The organism is Paenibacillus agaridevorans (genome assembly GCF_003112455.1).
GTDB classification, from domain to species: Bacteria; Bacillota; Bacilli; order Paenibacillales; family Paenibacillaceae; genus Pristimantibacillus; species Pristimantibacillus agaridevorans.
Genome location: NZ_BDQX01000108.1, coordinates 40,633 through 60,857 on the forward strand (window position 1 = coordinate 40,633; position 20,225 = coordinate 60,857).

At 50.4% G+C, this 20,225-nt stretch carries 16 protein-coding genes and 1 tRNA gene; 14 read left to right on the forward strand and 3 right to left on the reverse strand.

Features of this window, described 5'->3' with window-relative positions; all coding sequences use genetic code 11:
- The first annotated feature begins 24 nt into the window (after window positions 1–24).
- On the forward strand, window positions 25–5,103 hold the full coding sequence (locus PAT3040_RS11450; protein ID WP_181376564.1) for an S-layer homology domain-containing protein: 5,079 nt from the start codon (window positions 25–27) through the stop codon (window positions 5,101–5,103).
- A gap of 322 nt (window positions 5,104–5,425) precedes the next feature.
- Here the strand turns inward: PAT3040_RS11450 and PAT3040_RS11455 are convergent, their stop codons facing one another.
- Complete coding sequence (locus PAT3040_RS11455) at window positions 5,426–6,835, reverse strand: PQQ-dependent sugar dehydrogenase (RefSeq protein ID WP_108992800.1); 1,410 nt, start codon at window positions 6,833–6,835, stop codon at window positions 5,426–5,428.
- A 300-nt stretch (window positions 6,836–7,135) separates the two neighbouring features.
- On the opposite strand from PAT3040_RS11455, the gene PAT3040_RS11460 reads away from it, so the two are divergent.
- The 7 genes from PAT3040_RS11460 to PAT3040_RS11490 all read left to right on the forward strand — a co-directional run bounded on the left by PAT3040_RS11460 (window position 7,136) and on the right by PAT3040_RS11490 (window position 13,808).
- The gene (locus PAT3040_RS11460; protein ID WP_108992760.1) at window positions 7,136–7,555 is read left to right on the forward strand and encodes a DUF1259 domain-containing protein; all 420 of its coding nucleotides are present in this window, start codon (window positions 7,136–7,138) and stop codon (window positions 7,553–7,555) included.
- A gap of 54 nt (window positions 7,556–7,609) precedes the next feature.
- The gene (locus PAT3040_RS11465; RefSeq protein ID WP_108992761.1) at window positions 7,610–8,032 is read left to right on the forward strand and encodes a DUF1259 domain-containing protein; all 423 of its coding nucleotides are present in this window, start codon (window positions 7,610–7,612) and stop codon (window positions 8,030–8,032) included.
- Between the two features lie 138 nt (window positions 8,033–8,170).
- Window positions 8,171–10,852 carry a DNA polymerase I gene (gene polA, locus PAT3040_RS11470; RefSeq protein ID WP_108992762.1) on the forward strand — a complete coding sequence of 894 codons (2,682 nt, stop codon included), beginning with the start codon at window positions 8,171–8,173 and terminating at the stop codon, window positions 10,850–10,852.
- Between the two features lie 59 nt (window positions 10,853–10,911).
- A complete protein-coding gene (gene mutM, locus PAT3040_RS11475; RefSeq protein WP_108992763.1) occupies window positions 10,912–11,772 on the forward strand; it encodes a DNA-formamidopyrimidine glycosylase in 861 nt (286 codons plus the stop codon).
- Window positions 11,773–11,900: 128 nt separating this feature from the next.
- Window positions 11,901–12,611, forward strand: a complete 711-nt coding sequence (locus tag PAT3040_RS11480) for an MntP/YtaF family protein (RefSeq protein WP_181376565.1) — start codon at window positions 11,901–11,903, stop codon at window positions 12,609–12,611.
- Between the two features lie 25 nt (window positions 12,612–12,636).
- On the forward strand, window positions 12,637–13,236 hold the full coding sequence (coaE, locus tag PAT3040_RS11485; protein ID WP_108992764.1) for a dephospho-CoA kinase: 600 nt from the start codon (window positions 12,637–12,639) through the stop codon (window positions 13,234–13,236).
- Entirely contained in the window at window positions 13,233–13,808 is a 576-nt protein-coding gene (locus tag PAT3040_RS11490) for a lytic transglycosylase domain-containing protein (protein ID WP_087567914.1), read from the forward strand. The genes coaE and PAT3040_RS11490 overlap by 4 nt, the downstream gene beginning before the upstream one ends.
- A 105-nt stretch (window positions 13,809–13,913) precedes the next feature.
- Here PAT3040_RS11490 and PAT3040_RS11495 read toward each other — a convergent pair whose 3' ends face one another.
- The gene (locus PAT3040_RS11495; RefSeq protein ID WP_108992765.1) at window positions 13,914–14,138 is read right to left on the reverse strand and encodes an alpha/beta-type small acid-soluble spore protein; all 225 of its coding nucleotides are present in this window, start codon (window positions 14,136–14,138) and stop codon (window positions 13,914–13,916) included.
- 161 nt (window positions 14,139–14,299) lie between these two features.
- Between PAT3040_RS11495 and nrdR the strand changes: the two genes are divergently transcribed.
- The 6 genes from nrdR (at window position 14,300) to PAT3040_RS11525 (ending at window position 18,889) form a co-directional block, all read left to right on the forward strand.
- Window positions 14,300–14,779: a transcriptional regulator NrdR gene (nrdR, locus tag PAT3040_RS11500; RefSeq protein ID WP_087567916.1), complete on the forward strand. Its 480-nt coding sequence runs from the start codon at window positions 14,300–14,302 to the stop codon at window positions 14,777–14,779.
- A gap of 199 nt (window positions 14,780–14,978) precedes the next feature.
- The gene (locus tag PAT3040_RS11505; protein ID WP_108992766.1) at window positions 14,979–15,884 is read left to right on the forward strand and encodes a phosphate ABC transporter substrate-binding protein; all 906 of its coding nucleotides are present in this window, start codon (window positions 14,979–14,981) and stop codon (window positions 15,882–15,884) included.
- A gap of 110 nt (window positions 15,885–15,994) precedes the next feature.
- Window positions 15,995–16,897, forward strand: coding sequence for a phosphate ABC transporter permease subunit PstC (gene pstC / locus PAT3040_RS11510; RefSeq protein WP_256975616.1), 903 nt, complete (start codon window positions 15,995–15,997; stop codon window positions 16,895–16,897).
- A gap of 5 nt (window positions 16,898–16,902) precedes the next feature.
- The gene (gene pstA / locus PAT3040_RS11515) at window positions 16,903–17,745 is read left to right on the forward strand and encodes a phosphate ABC transporter permease PstA (protein ID WP_087567919.1); all 843 of its coding nucleotides are present in this window, start codon (window positions 16,903–16,905) and stop codon (window positions 17,743–17,745) included.
- A gap of 75 nt (window positions 17,746–17,820) precedes the next feature.
- Window positions 17,821–18,609 (forward strand): phosphate ABC transporter ATP-binding protein PstB, encoded by a 789-nt coding sequence (pstB, locus tag PAT3040_RS11520; protein WP_087568079.1) that lies wholly within the window; start codon window positions 17,821–17,823, stop codon window positions 18,607–18,609.
- 207 nt (window positions 18,610–18,816) lie between these two features.
- Window positions 18,817–18,889 (forward strand) — tRNA-Ala (locus PAT3040_RS11525).
- A 469-nt stretch (window positions 18,890–19,358) separates the two neighbouring features.
- Here PAT3040_RS11525 and PAT3040_RS11530 read toward each other — a convergent pair.
- Entirely contained in the window at window positions 19,359–20,177 is an 819-nt protein-coding gene (locus tag PAT3040_RS11530; protein ID WP_108992767.1) for an SDR family NAD(P)-dependent oxidoreductase, read from the reverse strand.
- Window positions 20,178–20,225 lie beyond the last annotated feature (48 nt).

Consider the following 20,225-nt stretch of genomic DNA (forward strand, 5'->3'; position numbering starts at 1 on the left):
CCAATTTAAATGGGAGGGATTGTAATGAGATTGGTCAAAATGGTATGCACGCTGGTTCTCTGCCTGACACTGTTGCCCGTATCCGGTATAGGAAGCGTGAACGTGCACGCGGCAACTGAGTCGGATATGCCTGTCGCAGTCGCGGACACACTGGGTGTAGAACCGCTGAATCGCGCATCCGGCACCCAGGTTGCGGGAAGCGATGTTGAAGCGGGAGGCGTGCAGTGGACGGCTAGTCCGTCACTGGTCTATTACGAGGACGAGAATGAAAGCTATGTGACTAGCGGCAGCGCTGAAATGCTTGCTAATGCAAGTGTGCCCTTTCGTTCGGTTGGAGAGATTGCTAGCATAGAAGCGGAGATTAAGCCGTCAGGGGTGACAGATTGGGTAGGGCTTGGACTGCTGAAGGGGACTGGTCCGATCTGGCAGGATGGAACGGTATGGATCTATGTCAATAAGAATGGAGAGTACCAGGCTTTCGTTAATGGCACCAAATATTTGGTGAAGTCCGGGGCGCTGCTCACATTTGATGCAAGCGGTTACACTAAAGTTAAGGTGCAGTTAAATGCGGCGGATGCTACGATCTCCATCTGGCTCAATGAAGAGCTTGTTGTAAATCAGCATGACATTAGCGGGATTGAAGGGTTCTCTCCGAACATATCGCATGCGGGCTTTGTGCTCAGCGGTGCGACAGCATATGGACAACGAGTGAAAAACCTGATCGTTCGGGGGGAAACATTGGCTATTTCGGATACGTTGGCAATCAATGGCACGAATCGCACAGTTGGCGCTTCTCTCAAGGAAAAGGAGACGGAGTTCGACGGCCGAAAGTGGGAAGCCGGTCAAAATCTGGTGTTTGCAGGGGATGAAAGCGAAAGCTATATTACCAGTTCGGTTCGAGGTTCATCCACTGCCAGTGTCCCATTTAAGTCCGTAGGACCGGTATCCAGCGTGGAGGCGGATATTTATCCGGCTGGCGTAGAGGACTGGATCGGATTGGGGCTGAATAAAGGTACGGGCGCCATGTGGCTGGACGGCCAAATATGGATTTACTTAAACAAGAACGGAGAATACCAGGCCTTTTTGGACCGGGCGCAAAATGTGGTCAAGAATGGAGTGGCTCCAGGATTTGATGCAAACGGCTATACGAGAGTGAAGGTCGAATATAATGCTTCAGAGCATACAGTCAGTATATGGATGAATGGCCAGATAATCGTGGATAAGCATGATGTTGGCCAGGTCGCAGGCTTCATTCCAGACATAAACTATGCGTCCTTCATGTTCAGCAATGCGACTGCGAATGGCCAGAGGATCAAAAACTTTATCGTAAAGGGCGTAGCGGCTCCCATGGAGCCTGAATATCCAGCTGATCTGGAGCCGTTCCCGCCAAGCGACTTCCCGATCGGGGTTTTCGAGGATGCGCTCCTGATAAGAGGCAATAAACAAAGATTTAAGGAAATCATTGCAGATCTGCATAGCCATGGCTTGGACTCTATTATGATTACGAATGGCAATGTGGACGAAGACCACTTTATGTTCGAGGCAACTGATAAATACGGTGTGGGCGTGCATTACGGACCGCATGCGAATACGTATGACTGGATGCACAGCGAGGCTGCCGATCCGCAGCAATTTCAACCTATCGCGGATAATATTATTAATAAATTAAAAGATCATCCGAGCATCAAGAGTATTAACCTGTCGGATGAACCGTTCCTTGAGGCATTAAACAATCATGTCGTCGCAACGGAATATTTTCATGAAAATGCCCCGGGGCTGAAAATTTCCACTCCGCTCATCGGTTTGGACCGGGTAGGGCCTATCTTTACTGCGGCTGGTCTGGATACATTGCTTATTGACGTATACCCTGCCGCGAAGCACAATCCGATTGGCGACTTTACGTTGAATGCGTTCGGTTATTCGGCATGGGATTTTGTCAGCTATGTCCGCAAAGTAGTAGAAGAAAAGCCGGAAGATACTCCTTTATGGATGATACTGCAAGCGTTTAAAGTTGAAGCAGGACGCTTCTCCTTACGGACACCTGTATTGGGTGAACTGAGAATGCAGAACTGGATGGCTATAGGAGAAGGAGCTACGGGCATATTCTGGTTTATTTATGGCACACAGCAAAGCTGGCTTGGACTTGAGGACAGCCCTGCTCATTATGATGAAGTAAGCTCGTTAGCGAATCGCGTTCGGCCTTTGAAAGAGACTTTATTGAATGCAAAGAAGGATGAGGATCGATTTACAGTCGCGGGAACCGGTAACACGAAGCCATATGTAAGTACATTGGTGAAACGGGACGGGAGCAAGTCCTACGTGGTCGCTGTGAACACGGATGCCGAACAGCAACAGGATCTGACGCTAAGCTCAGCTTACTATACAGGCAGCTTGAAGGACCTGGAAACGGGAGAGATTTATGAAATTGGAACTTCCGCAATCAGCTTCTTGCCGGGAGACGGCAAATTGTTCGAAGTGATCCCGACGACTTCCAGAACTAGCCCGGTTGTTCAATTATCGACTCCTGATCAAGGAACGATTTTGTCGGAGAATGGTGCGCTTACGCTTCAAGCAAGCGCAACCGATCCGCAAGGTATTGCCAAAGTCGAGTTCTGGGCAAATGGAAAGAGAATAGGAACAGCCGCATCTGCTCCTTTCAAGATGGAATGGAAAGAGCTGAAGGCGGGCAGCTACACCATAACGGCAAAAGCAATCAGCGGTCAAGGGGTTGCCGCCCAATCGCAACCCGTCCATATTATGGTGCTCGGCAGCGGAAACCAGGTGCAGAATCCTTCCTTTGAGGAAGGTGAGAATAACGAAGGCATCCCAGCGGGATGGACGTTCCCGTCTTCCGTTAATCCCGTTCTGGATACGAGTGCTTCGCGCTCCGGCGGGACATCCCTGCAAATAGCTGGAGCTGCCTCAGGTACCGTTATGAGACAAAGCGTAAATCTGGAGCCGTACAAGGAGTATGAGCTGAGTGCATGGGTCAAAACGGATCAGATTAAGGGGACGGGCTTGTCCTTGCGTATGTCCGTAGAAGGAACCGCAACTTATCGATATGAATCCGAACCGCTGTTCGGCACCAAGGGATGGACACGTCTGGTTACGCGCTTTATGACGCCGACCGTCGTGAACAACGGATGGATAGATATTCGCTTAGACTCCCTATCAGCTCCTGGTACGGTATGGCTGGATGACATTAGTCTTACTGCTACGGGCAGGGACATGTTTGTCGACGATCTTGCCCTTCACTGGACCTTCGATGAAGGCAGAGGCACAAACGCCTATGACTCGACTGCTCTTGCCAGACATGGCAGCATTATAAGAACAGTTGATGGCGTTCCAACGAATGAGATTCCTTGGGTTCCTGCGTATTATTCCGGTAAAATCGGAAGCAACTCGATGTACCTGGATGGGGGCATTAATTATGTAGCCAATCAGGAAACCGGCGTGCTCGATGAACAAAGCTTCACGATCGCAACATGGTTGAAGCCTTATGAGAACGGGCGGCGGATGGTTATTTACTCTAATAAAAACGTCGTATTGGAGATCAATGAAGCAGGAGCGCTGCAACTCAAAATGTTGTCAGACCCTGCAGAGGGAGTATGGACTACTGTAGCAGGAGGGCCGGTTTCCACAAATAACTGGTCGCATGTCGCGGTTGTATACGATGCAGAAGCAGGAGCGGCATTATATATAAATGGTGATTTGGCGAGTGAACCTAACAATGCGACATACCTCTCACAGGGTTCCTCAGGCACTGTATTGGGTACATCGTTGCAAGAGACAGGCGTGAATTTCCACGGCTATCTGGATGATTTTCGTATCTATCAGCGGAAGCTGAGTGCAACTGAATTGAAGCGTCTGATTTTGAATGCTGAATATGATGAGAACACACAGGAAGAGCCGGGCAATGGCAACGGTAACGGTAACGGAAATGGTAATGGTAACGGTAATGGCAACGGTAATGGCTCAGGAAGTGGCAGTGGAACCGGGGGGAATTCAGGTTCTGGCCTTGCGGCAGTTGCAATCGAGGACGGCATCGCGGTTGTTCGCATGAAAGATAGCCAGAAGTCGGTTACAATACCGATAAGCCAGATTTCTGGATACCCATTGCAGGTTCAAACAGGAGAAGCACTGTTAAAGATTGAATCAGCTGAGTTAAACGCCTTGCTGGGCAGAACGGGCAATACGGCAGGCGCGACTTTGGAGATTGAGTTTGCGCAAGCAAGTGAGCAAGTATTAAAGGAAGCTGCTGGCAAAAAAACGGATAATGCTATTCGCATCTTGAGTCCAGCTTATACCGTATCGGTCTGGCTTGTTACGGCCGATGGCACGAAGATCAAGCTTGAACAAACGGTTGCTGGCGTAAGCTTGGAGCTCCCATTACTGGCAAGCGACATCGACAGTAAATTAACGGGTATTTACGAGTATGATATTTTGAATAAGAAATGGGTTTATAATGGAGGCTTCGTAAAATCGGAACCGGCACGAATTACTCTTAAGCTTAAACAAATCAGCCCGCATTCTTATGTGGCAATGGAGTACAAGAAGAATTATGCAGATGTTCCGAGCATGCATTGGGCCATGGAGGCCATTCAAACTTTGGCGGCAAGGCAAGTAATCAATTGGGAGAACGGCAGCCGTTTTAACCCGTCGGGTCTGATTACCCGTGCAGAATTTGTGGCTATGCTGGTTCGCAGCATGCAATTGGACATTCCGGAAGATGGGCAAACAGCGTTTACGGATGTTGATGCAAATGCCTGGTATGCGGGCAGCATTAAAGCAGCTGTTGCTGCAGGATTGGTAACCGGGATTGACCAGGGGCGGTTTGCTCCCGAACGGCACATTAGTCGTGCGGAGATGGCGGTGCTGATGTCCAGAGCGCTTGGCCTGACGATCCAGCCTTCTGCAAGTGCCGCATTCAGCGATTCGCAACAAATCCCAGCATGGGCAATCGGACATGTAGCTGCCTTGCATCAAGCCGGATACATCAAGGGAAAAGGTAACAACATGTTTGTGCCTGAAGTGAAGGCGACGCGTGCGGAAGTGGCAATGATGCTGTTTCAAATGCTGACATTGGAGCCAGGCTTGAAGTAAATAACAGAGCATTAATTCGCCGCATGTAGAAAAACCAGTCCATCCAAATCGGACTGGTTTTTCTACATGCCCAAAAGATTATCCTTCAGGGGCTATTTTGCATAAAAAACCACCAAGCGGGATGAACGACATTAATTCTTATAAGCGTCTGCTCCGTTTGCGTTTGGAGATCAATCCAACGGATCGGAATGGTACCGTCTCCAAATGCAGTTGGCTCCCAGGCATATGTATCCGTAACAATATGGCGACCTTTGGGGTGTACGGTTGGTTGTCCAGAACCAGGCATACGATCGGTTATCATACGCAAATCCTTTCCATAATCTCAAACGATCTCAAATACAGAGCCTTGGTTAAAATCCGTCACTTTTATAGAGTTGTAAACCCCTAGATATAGCCGGGTTTGATTCATATTTGCTCCTAGTGAAACATAATAAGCGGCTTGAGAGCCAAAATTATTCTCCGTTTCAATAATAGAATAATCATTTGGTGTGCAATCCGCTTTTACCTTGGTATAAGCCAAAACACCCCTAACAGGGGAATTTGATTGTTTTTGAGCAAGATCGCTAAACACAACGCTCCCCATTAAATCGGGGATTCCATTCCCGCTATAGGCCTGAACGCCTGTGAGTGCCGTTCCTCCGAATTTATCGGGGCGGGGATCTTCATGATAGTAACTAGTAAGAGGCTGTAAACGCTGCACCGAAGTGCTCAAGGTCTCATCGTAATAGGCAATGGTTTTCTCCTTCAACCTCGCATTTGCAGGGCAGTCTCTTGGCACACAAGTAGGCAACACGCCTTCCCAACCTCGCCAGCCAAAGTTGGCAAGTTCCTCTTGGATAAGCTCGGAACCCATTGTTGAGGCCTGAACGATTTGAGTAACAGGCATTGGTTTATAATGAACGAATGAAAAGACGGATTCCACCAGATCTTGTCCGACATTACCTGCGTATTTAACATACCGGTTATTGAACCTTTGATAAGAAATGCCCGTAATATTGCGTACTCCTTTGGCAATGACCGTAAGCGATTCCTGAGTAGGCACGGGCAGTTCATTAAATCGAGTTACGACAGGAGGAGTACCGGTAAATGTATTTAAGCTTACATCGATTTCAATTATTTTTCCTGCGATTTCCATCATGTCTTGACTTAAATTAAAGGGGTCATAGGCCGATCCGCCATCTCCGGTCGTTAAAACCAGTTTTCCTGATTCAGGCGAAAAGTTTAAGCTGTTGATCCCATTATGATTTAAAAAGGGCCTTCTTAAAAGGAGCAGTGTTCGCCGTTTTTGGAGTTGTCCGTTCGGAAGCAGAATCCATTCTTCAACGGTATCAATATGGTCGTATTGTTTCTCCCTATTGATCCACTTTAGATTTAAAGTGCTGGCATCACAAGGGTTAGGCTTAAAAGATTCGGAAAAGGCTGCTGGGCCTTGGCTTCCGGCTACGGAGTAATGGAGGTAGAACAAACCGTTATAATGAAATTGGGGGTGAAAAGCCAGACCTAACAGTCCTCGCTCGTCGTATCCGCCACTGGAGCCGCCTAGTTTTAAAATGTGCTGACGAATATCCGCAAATGTCCCGATAACTCCTTGTCTAATGTAAAAGATCTCTCCGACCTGGGTTGCAATAATGATGCTTTCGATCGAGTCCCCTGGAAAGATCGTTGTTTTTATGATCGTCGGCATATTTATCCCGCTAACAATGGGCTGTAAACGAACTTTAACTTTTTTCAACATTGTATCCCTCCCGGACTTCGTTATCTTTATTAGCGTATGATGGGGGTTGCTTGATTAGACAAAGCTTATTCCTCTTGAATTGAACCTCTATATGTAACATGAGCAATTGATTGCTACAAAGCCGACGAAATTCAGATTTGTTCTGATTTCCGATCGGCTTTTTCATATTAGGGAGAAACGCGAGGGCGGTGAGTGGAGCCTAAAGTTGCGCCTCATACTTGTACCATAGTGGTTTACCCATGCACCATTGCTTCATTGATCATAAGATATTCGGAAAATAACTAGAGGAGGCTTTATATGGCGGCAAAGATGAACGTTAGCCCTCGATTTAGAAGACTCTGTACCCAATTCGGAAGAATCCTGGGCGGTGAATCGGAAGTTGATGAAGGGCCGGTTTGTTTTGTCATGCGAATGACAAACTTAAGGGCGACGATCCTGAAAAGAAAAACGCGCTCCCCTCTCGTTCAAATGCAAATGTTTTCGTTCGAATCTCTTGATAGATCGGGTCGCGCGCTTTGTTTGGGCGAGACTGCCGTTCATCAAAATCAAGTTAATCGATTGGTGTCGAATCTACGTAAACGCGGAATAAAAGTGACTGCGCTTCACAATCACTGGCTAAATGAAACGCCTCGATTAATGTATTTGCACTGGGAAGCCATCGAGAATCCTATTGTATTTGCTAGAAAAACCAAGGAATCCATTGCATTTTTGGGTTAATGCAGCTAAACGCTGAAACTGTATTCATAGCATAGTATGAAAGGATGATATCTTATGGCGGCTCAAGCGAAAGCAAGTCCTCGATTTAGAAGACTTTGCAACCAATTTTCAGCCATTTTAGGCGGAACGGAACATGAAATAACAAAAGGTCCAGTTTGTTTTGTGTCCAGAAACAGGAAAATCAACGCCACAATATTAGGGCGGCGCACCACATCGCCATTAGTCCGTTATCAGCTGTTCTCGTTTGAATCACTGGACAGTTCAGGCCGCGCACTCTGTTTAGGGGAAACGGCCCTTTTTCAGAGTCAAGTTAATCAACTGCTGTCAAACCTTCGCAGAAACGGGATCAAAGTAACAGCCGTTCATAATCATTGGCTGTTTGAGAACCCGCGTCTTATGTATATTCATTGGGAGTCGATCGATAATCCCATTGCATTCGCGAGAAAAGTGAAACGGTCTATTGCTTTCTTAGGTTAGCTTTGATTCGTATTCGGTAACAAGTTATGACGGAAAAGTCCTTCATCAAGCTGCGGCTCCGTTGCTTGGGATGGACTTTTTTTGTGTTATAATAAGGGGAAGTTATTGACTGTTGGAAACGAGGTGCTAGTCGAACCTATGGAAAAATGGATGTTAATCGACGGCAACAGCATCGCTTATCGGGCGTTTTTCGCGCTGCCGCCGCTCACGAATTCTGCCGGACTGCATACAAATGCGATTTTCGGCTTTACGACGATGTTGCTCAAGATGCTGGAGGAGCAGAAACCTACGCATGTGCTGGTCGCATTCGACGCAGGCAAGGTGACGTTCCGCCACGAAGGCTACAGCGAATACAAAGGCGGAAGGCAGAAGACGCCGCCGGAGCTGTCGGAGCAATTTCCGGTGCTCAAAGAACTGATCTCGGCCTTTAACATTAAGCAATTCGAGTTATCCGGCTATGAGGCCGACGATATTATCGGCACGCTTACGAAACAAGCCGACGAATCCGGCGTGCAAGCCATTGTCGTTACCGGCGACAAGGATATGCTGCAGCTGGCCTCGCCCGGCGTAACGGTGGCGGTTACGCGCAAGGGCGTCAGCGAGGTGGACTGGTATACGCCGGAAGCCATCGACGAGCGATACGGCCTGAAACCGCTTCAGATCATCGATCTCAAAGGGTTGATGGGCGATACGTCAGACAATATTCCCGGCGTGCCGGGCGTGGGGGAGAAGACGGCGCTTAAGCTGTTGCACGAATACGGCAGCGTGGAGAACGTGCTGGACAACCTGGCGGCGCTCAAGGGCAAGCTCAAAGACAATATCGAGACGCACAAGGACGACGCCGTCATGAGCAAGAAGCTGGCGACGATCTACCGCGAGGTGCCGCTGGATCGGGAGACGGAGGATCTGCGCTGGGACGGCTACGACGCTGCGAAGCTCGGCGAGTCGCTGCGCAAGCTGGAATTCCGGACGCTTCTGGAGCGGCTGGAGCTGGCATCGGAGAGCGGCGCAAGCGAATCAGACGCCAAGGCAGCCGCAGCCAGCCTTAATGTGACTGTTCCGACGGGAGGGAAGGATGGCGAAGGAGAGATCCGCAGGCTGCTGAAGTCCTTGGAATCATCGGACAAGCATGGCTTATACATAGAAGCGATCGGCGAGAATCCGCATCACGCAGAGCTGCTTGGTCTTGCCCTCGCCTTGGAGGATGAAGTATTCGTATTCCCGCTGGAGGAGCTGAAGGCAGGATACGCAGAAGGCCTACGCGAGTGGCTGGCTTCCGAGGAGCGTCCGAAATACGGCTTCGACCTGCATAAGTCGGAGCTGGCGCTGCGCTGGGCGGGTATCGCTCTCGGAGGAGCCGCGTTGGATGTGCAGCTAGCGGCTTATCTGCTTAATCCGACGGATACCCAGTTGTCGCTGAGCGCCATCAATGAGCGGCTAGGCCAGACGGGCGTTCCTTCGGACGAAGCCGTATACGGCAAGGGAGCAAAGTTTAAGGTGCCTGAGCCGGATACGCTGCATCGTCACCTCGCGCTTAAGGCTGACGCCGTGCGGCGGCTTGTGCCATTTATTAACGAAGAGTTGACGAGGACGGGAATGAGCGGGCTTTATTTTGATTTGGAGCAGCCGCTGTCACGAGTGTTGGCAGGCATGGAACACCAAGGGATCAAGGTGGAGCGCGGTGAGCTGCAGTCGCTGGGCGAGAGACTGGAGTCGCAGCTGACTTCCATTATGGCCGATATCTATAGTAAGGCCGGAGCGGAGTTCAACATCAACTCTCCGAAGCAGCTTGGAGAAATTTTGTTCGAGAAGCTGGGTCTTCCAGCCAGGAAAAAAACAAAAACCGGCTATTCCACAGATGCCGAAGTGCTGGAAGAGCTGGCGCCATATTCGGAGATTATACCGCCGATCCTTCACTTCCGGCAATTGGCCAAGCTGCAATCTACCTACGTGGAAGGTTTGCTGAAGGAGATTCGCGAGGAGACGGGCAAGGTCCATACGTATTACCGTCAGACGATCGCGGCTACGGGAAGGCTGAGCAGCCAATTCCCGAACCTGCAGAATATCCCGATCCGGCTGGAAGAAGGGCGCCAGATCCGTAAGGCATTCGTGCCGTCGGAGCCGGGCTGGTCCATTCTCGCGGCGGACTATTCGCAGATCGAGCTGCGCGTGCTTGCCCATATTTCCGGCGATGAAAATTTGAAGGAAGCGTTTATTCACGATATGGACATTCATACGAAGACGGCGATGGACGTTTTCGGCGTGACCGCAGAGGAAGTGGACGGCAATATGAGACGTTCCGCCAAGGCGGTCAACTTCGGCATCGTGTACGGGATCAGCGATTTCGGCTTGTCGCAGAACCTGGGCATTACGCGTAAGGAAGCTTCGGCGTTTATCGAACAATACTTTAATGTGTTTAAGGGCGTACGGAAGTATATGGACGATATTGTCGTAAAGGCGCGCGAAAATGGATACGTAACGACGCTGCTCGACCGTAGAAGATATCTGCCCGAGATTAAGGCCTCCAACTTCAATCTGCGATCGTTTGCCGAACGTACCGCGATGAATACGCCGATCCAGGGCACGGCTGCCGATATTATCAAGCTGGCCATGGTGCAGATGGACGAGCAGCTTCGCGAACGCGGTTTAAAGAGCCGCATGTTGCTGCAGGTACATGACGAATTGGTATTCGAAGTTCCGCCGGAAGAGATGGAGCAGATGAAGAAGCTGCTGCCAGACGTGATGTCGAACGCGATTAAGCTGGACGTGCCGCTAAAGGCGGATGTCAGCTACGGCGATAATTGGTATGAGGCGAAGTAAAGGAAGAATACGCACAGTCCCCTCGGATGCAGTATAATGGTAGCCAGAGGTGAGGAGACATGCCTGAACTACCAGAGGTAGAAACGGTAAAACGTACATTAATTCAGCTGATCGGCGGCAAGACCATTCAATCGGTCAAGGTAAAGCTGCCTAGAATTATACAGCGGCCGGCAGAGCCCGAAGCATTTGAGCGGGCGCTTGTCGGACGCACCGTGCAGACGGTGGAGCGCAGAGGGAAGTTTTTGCGCATTGTGCTCGACGGTTTGATATTGGTGTCGCATTTGCGCATGGAGGGCCGTTATGGTCTGTTCGAAGCGGACGAGCCTGTAGAAAATCATACCCATGTGCTGTTCCGCTTCGAAGACGGCACCGAATTGCGGTACAAGGATGTAAGACAATTCGGCACGATGCATCTGTTCTCGCCGGGCGAGGAGTTTCTGCTGCCGCCGCTAAACAAACTGGGATTGGAGCCGCTGGAGCCCGGGTTTACATTGTCTGCGCTTCGCGAACGCCTTCAAAAGCGCACGACGAGGATCAAACCGCTGCTGCTTAACCAGGAGCTGATCGTCGGACTTGGCAATATCTATGTCGACGAAGCGCTGTTTCAGGCCCGCATTCACCCGGAACGGGAGCCGTCCAGTTTGAGCGGACCGGAATGGAAGCGATTGTATGCCGCCATTATCGAGACATTGTCCCGCGCGGTGGAGGCGGGCGGCTCTTCCGTCAAGTCCTATGTGAACGGTCAAGGCGAGATGGGGATGTTCCAGCATCAGTTGCTTGTCTATGGCCGCAAGGACGAGCCTTGTCCGAACTGTTCTAGACAGATCACCAAATTCGTGGTCGGCGGGCGCGGAACGCATATTTGCGAACGATGCCAGCCGCTGAAGTCCAAGGTGAACTCGCCTTCACCTGCACGTTAGGAAAACGTCATTGTGCACCGCAGCGCTCTCCCCGCATATGATGATGGTGTTACGAACGATAGGCGAATGCCCTTCTAACCCATCATGTCGTTAGTCGGCATTCGCTGATTGCGGGGAGGAGCCTGAAGTTGATTGCACATCTGTTATCCTTGGTTCTGCTGGCCTTTGCCGTCAGCTTGGACGGCTTCGGCGTCGGCGTGACGTACGGGCTGAGGAAGATTCGAATTCCGATTCTGTCGGTGTTGATCATCGCTTGCTGCTCAGGGCTGATTATAGGGTTATCCATGCAGGCGGGGGGCTGGTTGAGCGGCTTTGTCTCGGAGTACGTCGCCAGGGTCGTCGGAGCTTCCATCCTTATCGTGATCGGTTGCTTCGCTCTCGTGCAGCTGTGGCGAGGCAAACATCAGCCGGATTCGGCTGATGATCATGGGCCGGTTGCAGCCGCTGTTGGCATTAGCGACAGCCGTCTTGCTTCGGCGGGCGGGGAAGACGCCGCCATGCAGATGTTTAAGCTGGAGCTTAAGAGGCTCGGCCTCGTTATCCAGATTCTGCGCACGCCGCAAGCGGCGGACGTCGACCGCTCCGGCATCATCTCCGCTTCCGAGGCGGTCATGTTGGGAGTCGCCTTGTCGCTTGACGCGTTCGGCGCGGGACTTGGAGCGGCGCTGCTCGGCTTGCCTGCTCTCTTGACTGCCATCGTCATTGCGGTGTCCAGCGCGATCTTTCTCGTGTGCGGCACGCAGCTCGGCTTGCGATTCGCTTCGAAGCGGGGGATGGGCGCTTTATCTGTTGTACCGGGGATCATGTTGATCATAATGGGGCTTTTCAAATTGTTCTAAATCGTGACGAGTGCGAGGTGAGACCATGATTATCGGATTGACCGGCGGCATCGCAAGCGGGAAAAGCACCGTCTCCCAGCTGCTTGTCGAACGCGGCGCCGCTTTGGTTGATGCCGACGCGGTCGCCAGGGAAGTCGTCCAGCCGGGGGAAGCCGCGCTGGACGAAATCGCGGCGCTGTTCGGACAAGCCGTCATCCAGGAGGATGGCTCGCTTAACCGGAAGGCGCTAGGCGACATCGTGTTTGGCGATAAAGATAAGCTTAAGATGCTGGAGAGTATTACGCATCCCGCCATTAGGCGGCGCATGCAGGAGAAGATACATAAACTATCGGCAGAGAATCCTCGTCGGCTGATCGTTGCCGATATACCGCTCCTCTACGAGACGGGGCAGGTGCAGCTGTATGATGGGGTTATGGTCGTCTATGTTCCAGCGGATGTGCAGGTGCATCGTCTAGCGGAACGTAACGGCATGTCCAAGGAGGAAGCGGAGCAAAGAGTTTCGCTGCAGATGGACATTGAAGAAAAGCGGAAACTGGCGGATTGGGTAATCGACAATAGAGGCACGATAGAAAATACGGCGCGGCAGATCGACGACTTATGGAAGCAGCAGGAATGGCAGCCATGAAGAAAAAACGAATACGAGTAAAAAAGAGATTTTATCTGATCCTGCTGGTGGCGCTGATCGCTTTCCTGTTTTTGAAGTCGGACTGGATGGCGAGATGGATGTACCCCGTTCATTATAAGGACGATATACGGGCCAGCGCCGAAAATTATGATTTGGAACCGCATTTGATCGCGGCTATTATTCGTTCCGAATCCAATTACGAGACGGGCAGGGAATCCAGAAAAGGCGCGCTGGGTCTCATGCAGCTGATGCCGACAACGGCACATTGGGTCGTGGAGAAAGCTGGATTCGATGCCGTCAACGACGATGTGCTGCGGCATAGGGCCGATGTCAGCATCGAGGTAGGCTCATGGTATCTCGGCTGGCTCCACCATCAATTTGATCACAACGCCATAGCAGCCGTGGCGGCATACAATGCCGGTCAGGGCAATGTCAACAAGTGGCTGGACAGCGGCAAATGGGACGGGGAATTGGATTCCGTAAGCGAGATTCCTTTTGGCGAGACCAGACACTATGTACAACGAGTTTTTTATTATTATAATAAGTACAAGGATTTATATCCGGAATTTTGAGCATCCTGATCATTGAACATAAACAGAGAAGCCTTGAAGGGCTCGCCGCTTCGGGACAAGCACCTTCAAGACCTCTGTTATACATACGAGCTTAATAAATCAACATTAACGTTGGCCTGCTTGGCCAGCCAGGGATTGCTCAGCGATTTGGACCAGGCGTTTCGTGATGTAACCCCCGATGGAGCCTGTGTCTCTCGTCGCCATGTTGCCGTAGTAGCCGTCTTGCGGAATCGCGATGCCCAGCTCTTGAGCGACCTCGAATTTCATTTGGTCCAGAGCGGCTGTCGCTTGTGGTACTAACAGGTTGTTGCTGCTGTTGTTCGAGCTCATTGATGTTCACCTCCTTGCGGTTGGTAACTGTATTATGTGCGTTATTCCAAATATCATTACAGGAAAGGTATGGCAAAAAAAGGTTGTTCAAAAAATCCGAAAAACAAACTTTTTGAACACGTATTTTGAATATTAAAATTTAGAAAGGAGGCGCCAAGCCTATGAAATGCCCGTATTGCGATTATGCCGGTACAAAGGTGCTGGACTCGCGACCTGCCAACGAAAACAAGTCGATTCGTCGCCGCCGTGAATGCGAGAAGTGCAGCCGCAGGTTCACAACGTTCGAGATGATTGAGGAGACGCCGCTTATCGTCATCAAGAAAGACGGAAGCCGCGAAGAATTTAGCCGCGACAAAATATTGCGCGGGTTAATTCGCGCTTGCGAGAAGCGGCCCGTGTCCGTCGAACGGCTCGAGGTCATCGTCTCCGAAGTAGAGAAGGAGCTGCGGACGACGGCGGTCGCCGAAGTCGACAGCAGCGATATCGGCACCATTGTTATGAGCCAGCTGTATCCCGTAGACGAGGTGGCGTACGTTCGCTTTGCTTCCGTCTATCGCCAGTTCAAGGATATCGACATGTTCATGAAGGAACTAAACAGTCTGTTGTCTAAACATCCTTTGACCGGCGGAGACCGATCGTAATTACCCGATTCGACATATGCGAGAATGAAATCCGTTCCCTTTGGGGATCGGATTTTTTTTGTTACAGGACGATTACAAAGTTTTCATGCAAACAGCATACATTTTACATTGAATTTACACTCCGCATATACGCGCTTTAAAAAAGCTCTCTATAATTCAGTTTGTAGCCAACAAATATAAAGGTGGAGGAATGAAACCAATGAAAAAGATCCAACAGAAAAAAATGTTCTCGGGGGCAATTCTTACAGTAGTAACATCGGCCATGATCGTAACGGGTTGCGGCGGCAACAATACGAATAATTCGGGCGGCGCGGCGACAAACGCACCTACCAATGCTCCGACGGAAGCGGCTTCGCCATCCCCTGAAACAAAGGTTAGCGGGTCTGTAACGGTAGCGGGCTCCACGTCCGTACAACCACTTGCGGAAGAGCTTGGAACAGCATATATGGGTACAAACGGCGATGCACGGATCGAAGTATCCGGCGGCGGATCCGGCGCAGGCGTAAAAGCAGCACAAGCCGGAACAGCCGATATCGGCATGGCTTCCAGAGCCATTAAAGACGATGAGACTGGCATCGAGCCAATCGTTATCGCGATCGACGGTATCGCGGTTGTAGCCAACTCCGCTAACGAAGTAGAAAACCTGACAGTAGATCAAGTTAAAGGCATCTTTTCCGGTCAAATCAAGAACTGGAGCGAAGTTGGCGGCAAAGACGGCAACATCGTCGTTATCAACCGTGAAGAAGGATCCGGCACGCGCGACGCTTTCGGCGAGATCGTGCTTGGCGAAGAGCCTTTCGTAGCTGAAGCGATCATCCAGAACTCGACTGGCGCAGTTCGCGAAGCGGTTAGCCAAGACGCTAACGCAATTGGTTACATCTCCACTGGCGGTCTGAACGATTCCGTTAAAGCCGTTAAAGTCGATGAGCACGAGCCGACTGAAGAAAACATCAAATCCGGCCTTTATCCGATCCAACGTCCATTTAACTTCCTGGTTGGCGATTCCAAAGATCCTAGCGCAGTAGCCCAAGCTTTCATCGACTATGTTCTCAGCGACGCAGGACAGGCAATCGTAGCAGAAAACGGTTATGTAACCGTAAAATAAGTATCCAATATGCAAGAATGGCAATCGCGAGGATAGCAGATCATGCGCTATCCTTCGCGCTTGTTATGGAGATTGACTGATTTTGACCGCTGGACGTGGGGGGATTGTCGTTGAGTAGGATCCTGGAAGAGAAAATTGTTAAAACCTTGTTGTTCATAACAGCCATTACGGCCGTATTTAGCGTATTGTTAATCGGTGTGTTCATCTTTATCGAAGGTTTGCCCATCTTTTTCAAGTATGGCATTGTCGATGTATTATTCGGAACGGTGTGGAACCCTACGAATCAGGTGTATGGTATCTGGCCGATGATCGTAGGTACGATCTACGTAACTTTCGTGGCTATTCTGATCGGCGCCCCGATGGGCGTGGGAGTAGCTGTCTATCTTGTGGAAATTGCTCATCAACGAATATCCCGGATTATTATTCCCGCTGTTGAACTGCTGGCTGGAATTCCATCCGTTGTATACGGCTTGTTCGGAATGTTCGCCGTCCGCGGCGTCATTTCGAGTCTTGAGCGGGGGCCCCTTGCGGAATATTTGCCAGCCAACTACCAGACGGGCTACTCGATCTTGACGGCCGCCATCATACTCGCCGTTATGATTTTGCCAACCATTATCAATATCTCGTTGGACGCCCTTAAGGCAGTTCCGCGCGAGTACAAGGAAGGCTCCTTGGCGCTTGGCGTATCCCACTGGCAAACGATCTACAAAGTGCTTGTACCCGCTGCGAAATCCGGCATTATTACTGCAGTCATACTAGGTGTTGGACGCGCGCTCGGCGAGACGATGGCCGTCATTATGGTTATCGGCAATACGCCGCTAGTACCTGCAATGGACTGGACGGGATTGTTCGCGCCTGCGAGATCCATGACCGCGAACATCGCTCTTGAGATGGGTTATGCAGGACCGGAGCATCAACAAGCTCTGTTTGCCACAGGTATCGTATTGTTTATGTTCATCATCGTATTAAACTCCGTCACGACACTGCTGGTACGCCGGAAAGCGAGGAAGTAAAAACTATGAACAATGTAGTCAGAAACCAAAAAATCGCTTTTGCTTGCCTTAGCGGACTCGGCTTATTGACGGTGTTGGTGCTAATCTTCATTATCGGATACATTCTGAGTCAAGGCGTCTCCATGATCAACTATGAATTCCTGACTTCGAATCCTCGCAAAATGGGTTCGGAGGGCGGTATATTCCCAGCCATTGTAGGTACCTTGTATCTGGTCGGGACCACGATGATCATTGCTACTCCTATCGGTGTAGGGGCGGCGATCTACCTGAACGAGTACACGGCACGCGGCAAACTTACTTCCATGATCCGCTTCGCTACGGAAGCTCTCGCAGGTATTCCTTCAATCGTCTTCGGCTTGTTCGGCTTTGCGTTCTTCGTTATCTTGCTTGAGCCGATCACTGGTGGTTGGTCGATTCTGTCGGCTTCGTTGACTGGTGTGACCATGGTATTGCCTACCATCGTTCGAACGTCCGAGGAAGCGCTGAAAGCTGTACCGGACACGCTTCGTGAAGGCAGTCTCGCGCTGGGCACGACCAAGTGGCAGACGATCAAAAGTCTGATCCTGCCAACCGCAATGCCAGGTATCATTACAGGCTTGATCCTGTCGATCGGACGCGTTGTCGGCGAGACGGCGGCATTCCTTCTGACGCTGGGCGGGACGCTTCTTATCCCGAATTCCTTGCTGGACGGAAGCCGGACGTTGTCCTTGCATCTCTACATGGTGGCCATGGAGACGGGAGCCATGGATATGGCATTCGGAACGGCAGCCGTGTTGATCGTGCTGATTCTTATCATCAATTTGACGGCAACCTGGTTATTCCGCAGATTGATCAAGCGGTTCTCGTAGAACTCGTAGAACAATACAGACTAGAAGGGAAGGATTTACGTGGCTACCACTCAAATAAAATCCATTAGCGGCGCAGTGCCGGCCGGCAATACAGTCGAGACCGGAAATTCCGCTCCGCAAATCGTAGCTCAAGACCTGGATTTGTTCTACGGCGAGTTCCAGGCGCTGCACAAAATCAATCTCGATATCTCGGAGAAACAAATTACGGCCCTTATCGGTCCTTCGGGCTGCGGTAAATCCACATTCTTACGTACGCTTAACCGTATGAACGACCTTGTAAAGGGCGTATCTATCAAAGGCGAGGTTCGTATCGGCAACGAAAACATCTACGACAAGTCGGTTAACGTCGTCGAGCTGCGCAAAAAAGTCGGTATGGTATTCCAGAAGCCGAATCCGTTTCCGATGAGCATCTACGACAACATTGCTTACGGTCCAAGAGCTCACGGCATCAAGAAAAAAGCTCAGCTGAACGAAATCGTGGAACGCAGCTTAACGCAAGCCGCACTCTGGAACGAAGTCAAGGATCGTCTGCATTCCTCCGCAATGGGATTGTCCGGCGGTCAGCAACAACGTCTCTGTATCGCTCGCGTGCTCGCTGTTGAGCCGGAGATCGTACTTATGGACGAACCGACATCCGCGCTTGATCCGCTCGCAACGCTAAAAGTGGAAGAGCTGGTCAACGAACTGAAGCAATCCTATACGATTGTTATCGTAACGCATAACATGCAGCAGGCTGCCCGGATCTCCGATATCACATCGTTTTTCCTGAACGGCAAAATCATCGAAACCGACGTAACAAGCAAAGTGTTTACAAACCCCTCCAACAAACAAACCGAGGACTATATCACGGGCAAGTTCGGTTAATTGTCCGTCATCCATCCCCATATAAGGCCGGCCCTTATCCCCATAGGACGAGGGCTAATTGCCTTGCAAGGGGTAGGAAACTCAATGTGCGGAATGGAATAATATTACGATAAAATGTGATGAAGGCATATCAGAAATAAGTGCAAAAAAAGAATTGACAAAAATTCCTGCTGTATGGTATGATCTTTCTTGTCGCCACAATAACTCGGGGCCTTAGCTCAGCTGGGAGAGCGCATCGCTGGCAGCGATGAGGTCAGGGGTTCGATCCCCCTAGGCTCCATACGAATGAAAAGCCATCACAAATCGTGATGGCTTTTTTCGTATGGATTGCCAGGGGGCGAACCCCGGGGTTCAGTCCGCGCGGACGGAGCGAATGCGGAGGAGCACGGCGTCTGAATCTACCGCTAAAGGTCCTCGTCGAGTTGGCTTCGTCAGCCATTAGATCAGGATTCGGACATCCCATGATGATACAGCGAGGTAGGACGAGCTGTGTCCCCTAGGCTCCATAATGCATCAATAACCGATCCAACGGGTCGGCTTTTTGGGGTTGGAGCCCCAAAGGTGGCGAACCCCGGGGGTTAGTCCTCGCGGACGGAGTGGATGAAAAGAGATCTTAAGTGAACGTCACGGAGGAGTGCGGCATCGAAATCTACCGCTGCGATCTGCTACGCCGAATCCGCTTCGTCAGCCAATTGAAGCAGGATTTCCTTATTCCACTTTGCTCCATCATACGTAGTCACTTTTCAGCATTAAAGAAGGTGTTTCGTTAATTGATATAACTTCATTGCATCTAGTTTGTTAAGTGTGGAAAGCGAGAGGTCGACAGCTTTAGTCCGGTCCCAGGCAATTAGAGGCTGTGATGGAGGATGATCCATGAGCTTGATAATCGGTTGAATACTTTTATCCACCGGTTGAGCAAAAAGCTTTCCCATGATGCGCATAATAGATTTAAACGGCTGAGCTAGATGATTCGTGCCACTGTTTGTATATCCGGGATGATTTAGAATGAAGCGTGTTTTCGCGTTCTTATTGTTCTCTGCGTAGGCGACCCCAAGCAGGTCGTTTGCTCGCCCTCCTTGCAGAGTAGCCTTCAGCAACCCGTACTTGTTCTGAAGATTAAGGTCATCCCAATGAATTTCCCCCTTTGTCATTCCGGTACCGCCGATGCTTACAATAACAGGATTTTTCCCCTTCTCCAGCAAATCCGTCAAACCGTAGCTCAGAATAAACCGGCTAATATAGTAGAGAGCAAACGTACTCTCAAATCCATCCAGCGTTAATTTGCGTTTAGGGAATTGCTGCATCGCTGTGAGTACCAATCCGTCTATCGACTCATGTCGTGCTTGAACCTCTTGAATGACACGGCGATTTTCCGACAAAGATAACAGATCAGCTCGAATAAAGGAGGCGCGGTTAGCAGCACCCAAACTTGCTGCCTCATCTAGAAATTCTTTTCCCCTGAGACGGTTGCTCCCGGTAACGGTCACTCTGCTTCCCTGGCGCAAATAGTGAATCGCTAACCCTTTGCCCATTCCGGAAGTTCCACCCGCTATGAATAAGTTTTTCATTCTTCCAACTCCCTTGCATATAAATTAAAACTACACATGTTGACTAGA

Coding starts and splice junctions, on each gene's coding strand:
- PAT3040_RS11450 (WP_181376564.1), top strand. CDS start 25: ATGAGATTGGTCAAAATGGTATGCACGCTGGTTCTCTGCCTGACACTG.
- PAT3040_RS11460 (WP_108992760.1), top strand. CDS start 7,136: ATGGCGGCAAAGATGAACGTTAGCCCTCGATTTAGAAGACTCTGTACC.
- PAT3040_RS11465 (WP_108992761.1), top strand. CDS start 7,610: ATGGCGGCTCAAGCGAAAGCAAGTCCTCGATTTAGAAGACTTTGCAAC.
- polA (WP_108992762.1), top strand. CDS start 8,171: ATGGAAAAATGGATGTTAATCGACGGCAACAGCATCGCTTATCGGGCG.
- mutM (WP_108992763.1), top strand. CDS start 10,912: ATGCCTGAACTACCAGAGGTAGAAACGGTAAAACGTACATTAATTCAG.
- coaE (WP_108992764.1), top strand. CDS start 12,637: ATGATTATCGGATTGACCGGCGGCATCGCAAGCGGGAAAAGCACCGTC.
- PAT3040_RS11490 (WP_087567914.1), top strand. CDS start 13,233: ATGAAGAAAAAACGAATACGAGTAAAAAAGAGATTTTATCTGATCCTG.
- PAT3040_RS11495 (WP_108992765.1), bottom strand. CDS start 14,138: ATGAGCTCGAACAACAGCAGCAACAACCTGTTAGTACCACAAGCGACA.
- nrdR (WP_087567916.1), top strand. CDS start 14,300: ATGAAATGCCCGTATTGCGATTATGCCGGTACAAAGGTGCTGGACTCG.
- PAT3040_RS11505 (WP_108992766.1), top strand. CDS start 14,979: ATGAAAAAGATCCAACAGAAAAAAATGTTCTCGGGGGCAATTCTTACA.
- pstA (WP_087567919.1), top strand. CDS start 16,903: ATGAACAATGTAGTCAGAAACCAAAAAATCGCTTTTGCTTGCCTTAGC.
- PAT3040_RS11530 (WP_108992767.1), bottom strand. CDS start 20,177: ATGAAAAACTTATTCATAGCGGGTGGAACTTCCGGAATGGGCAAAGGG.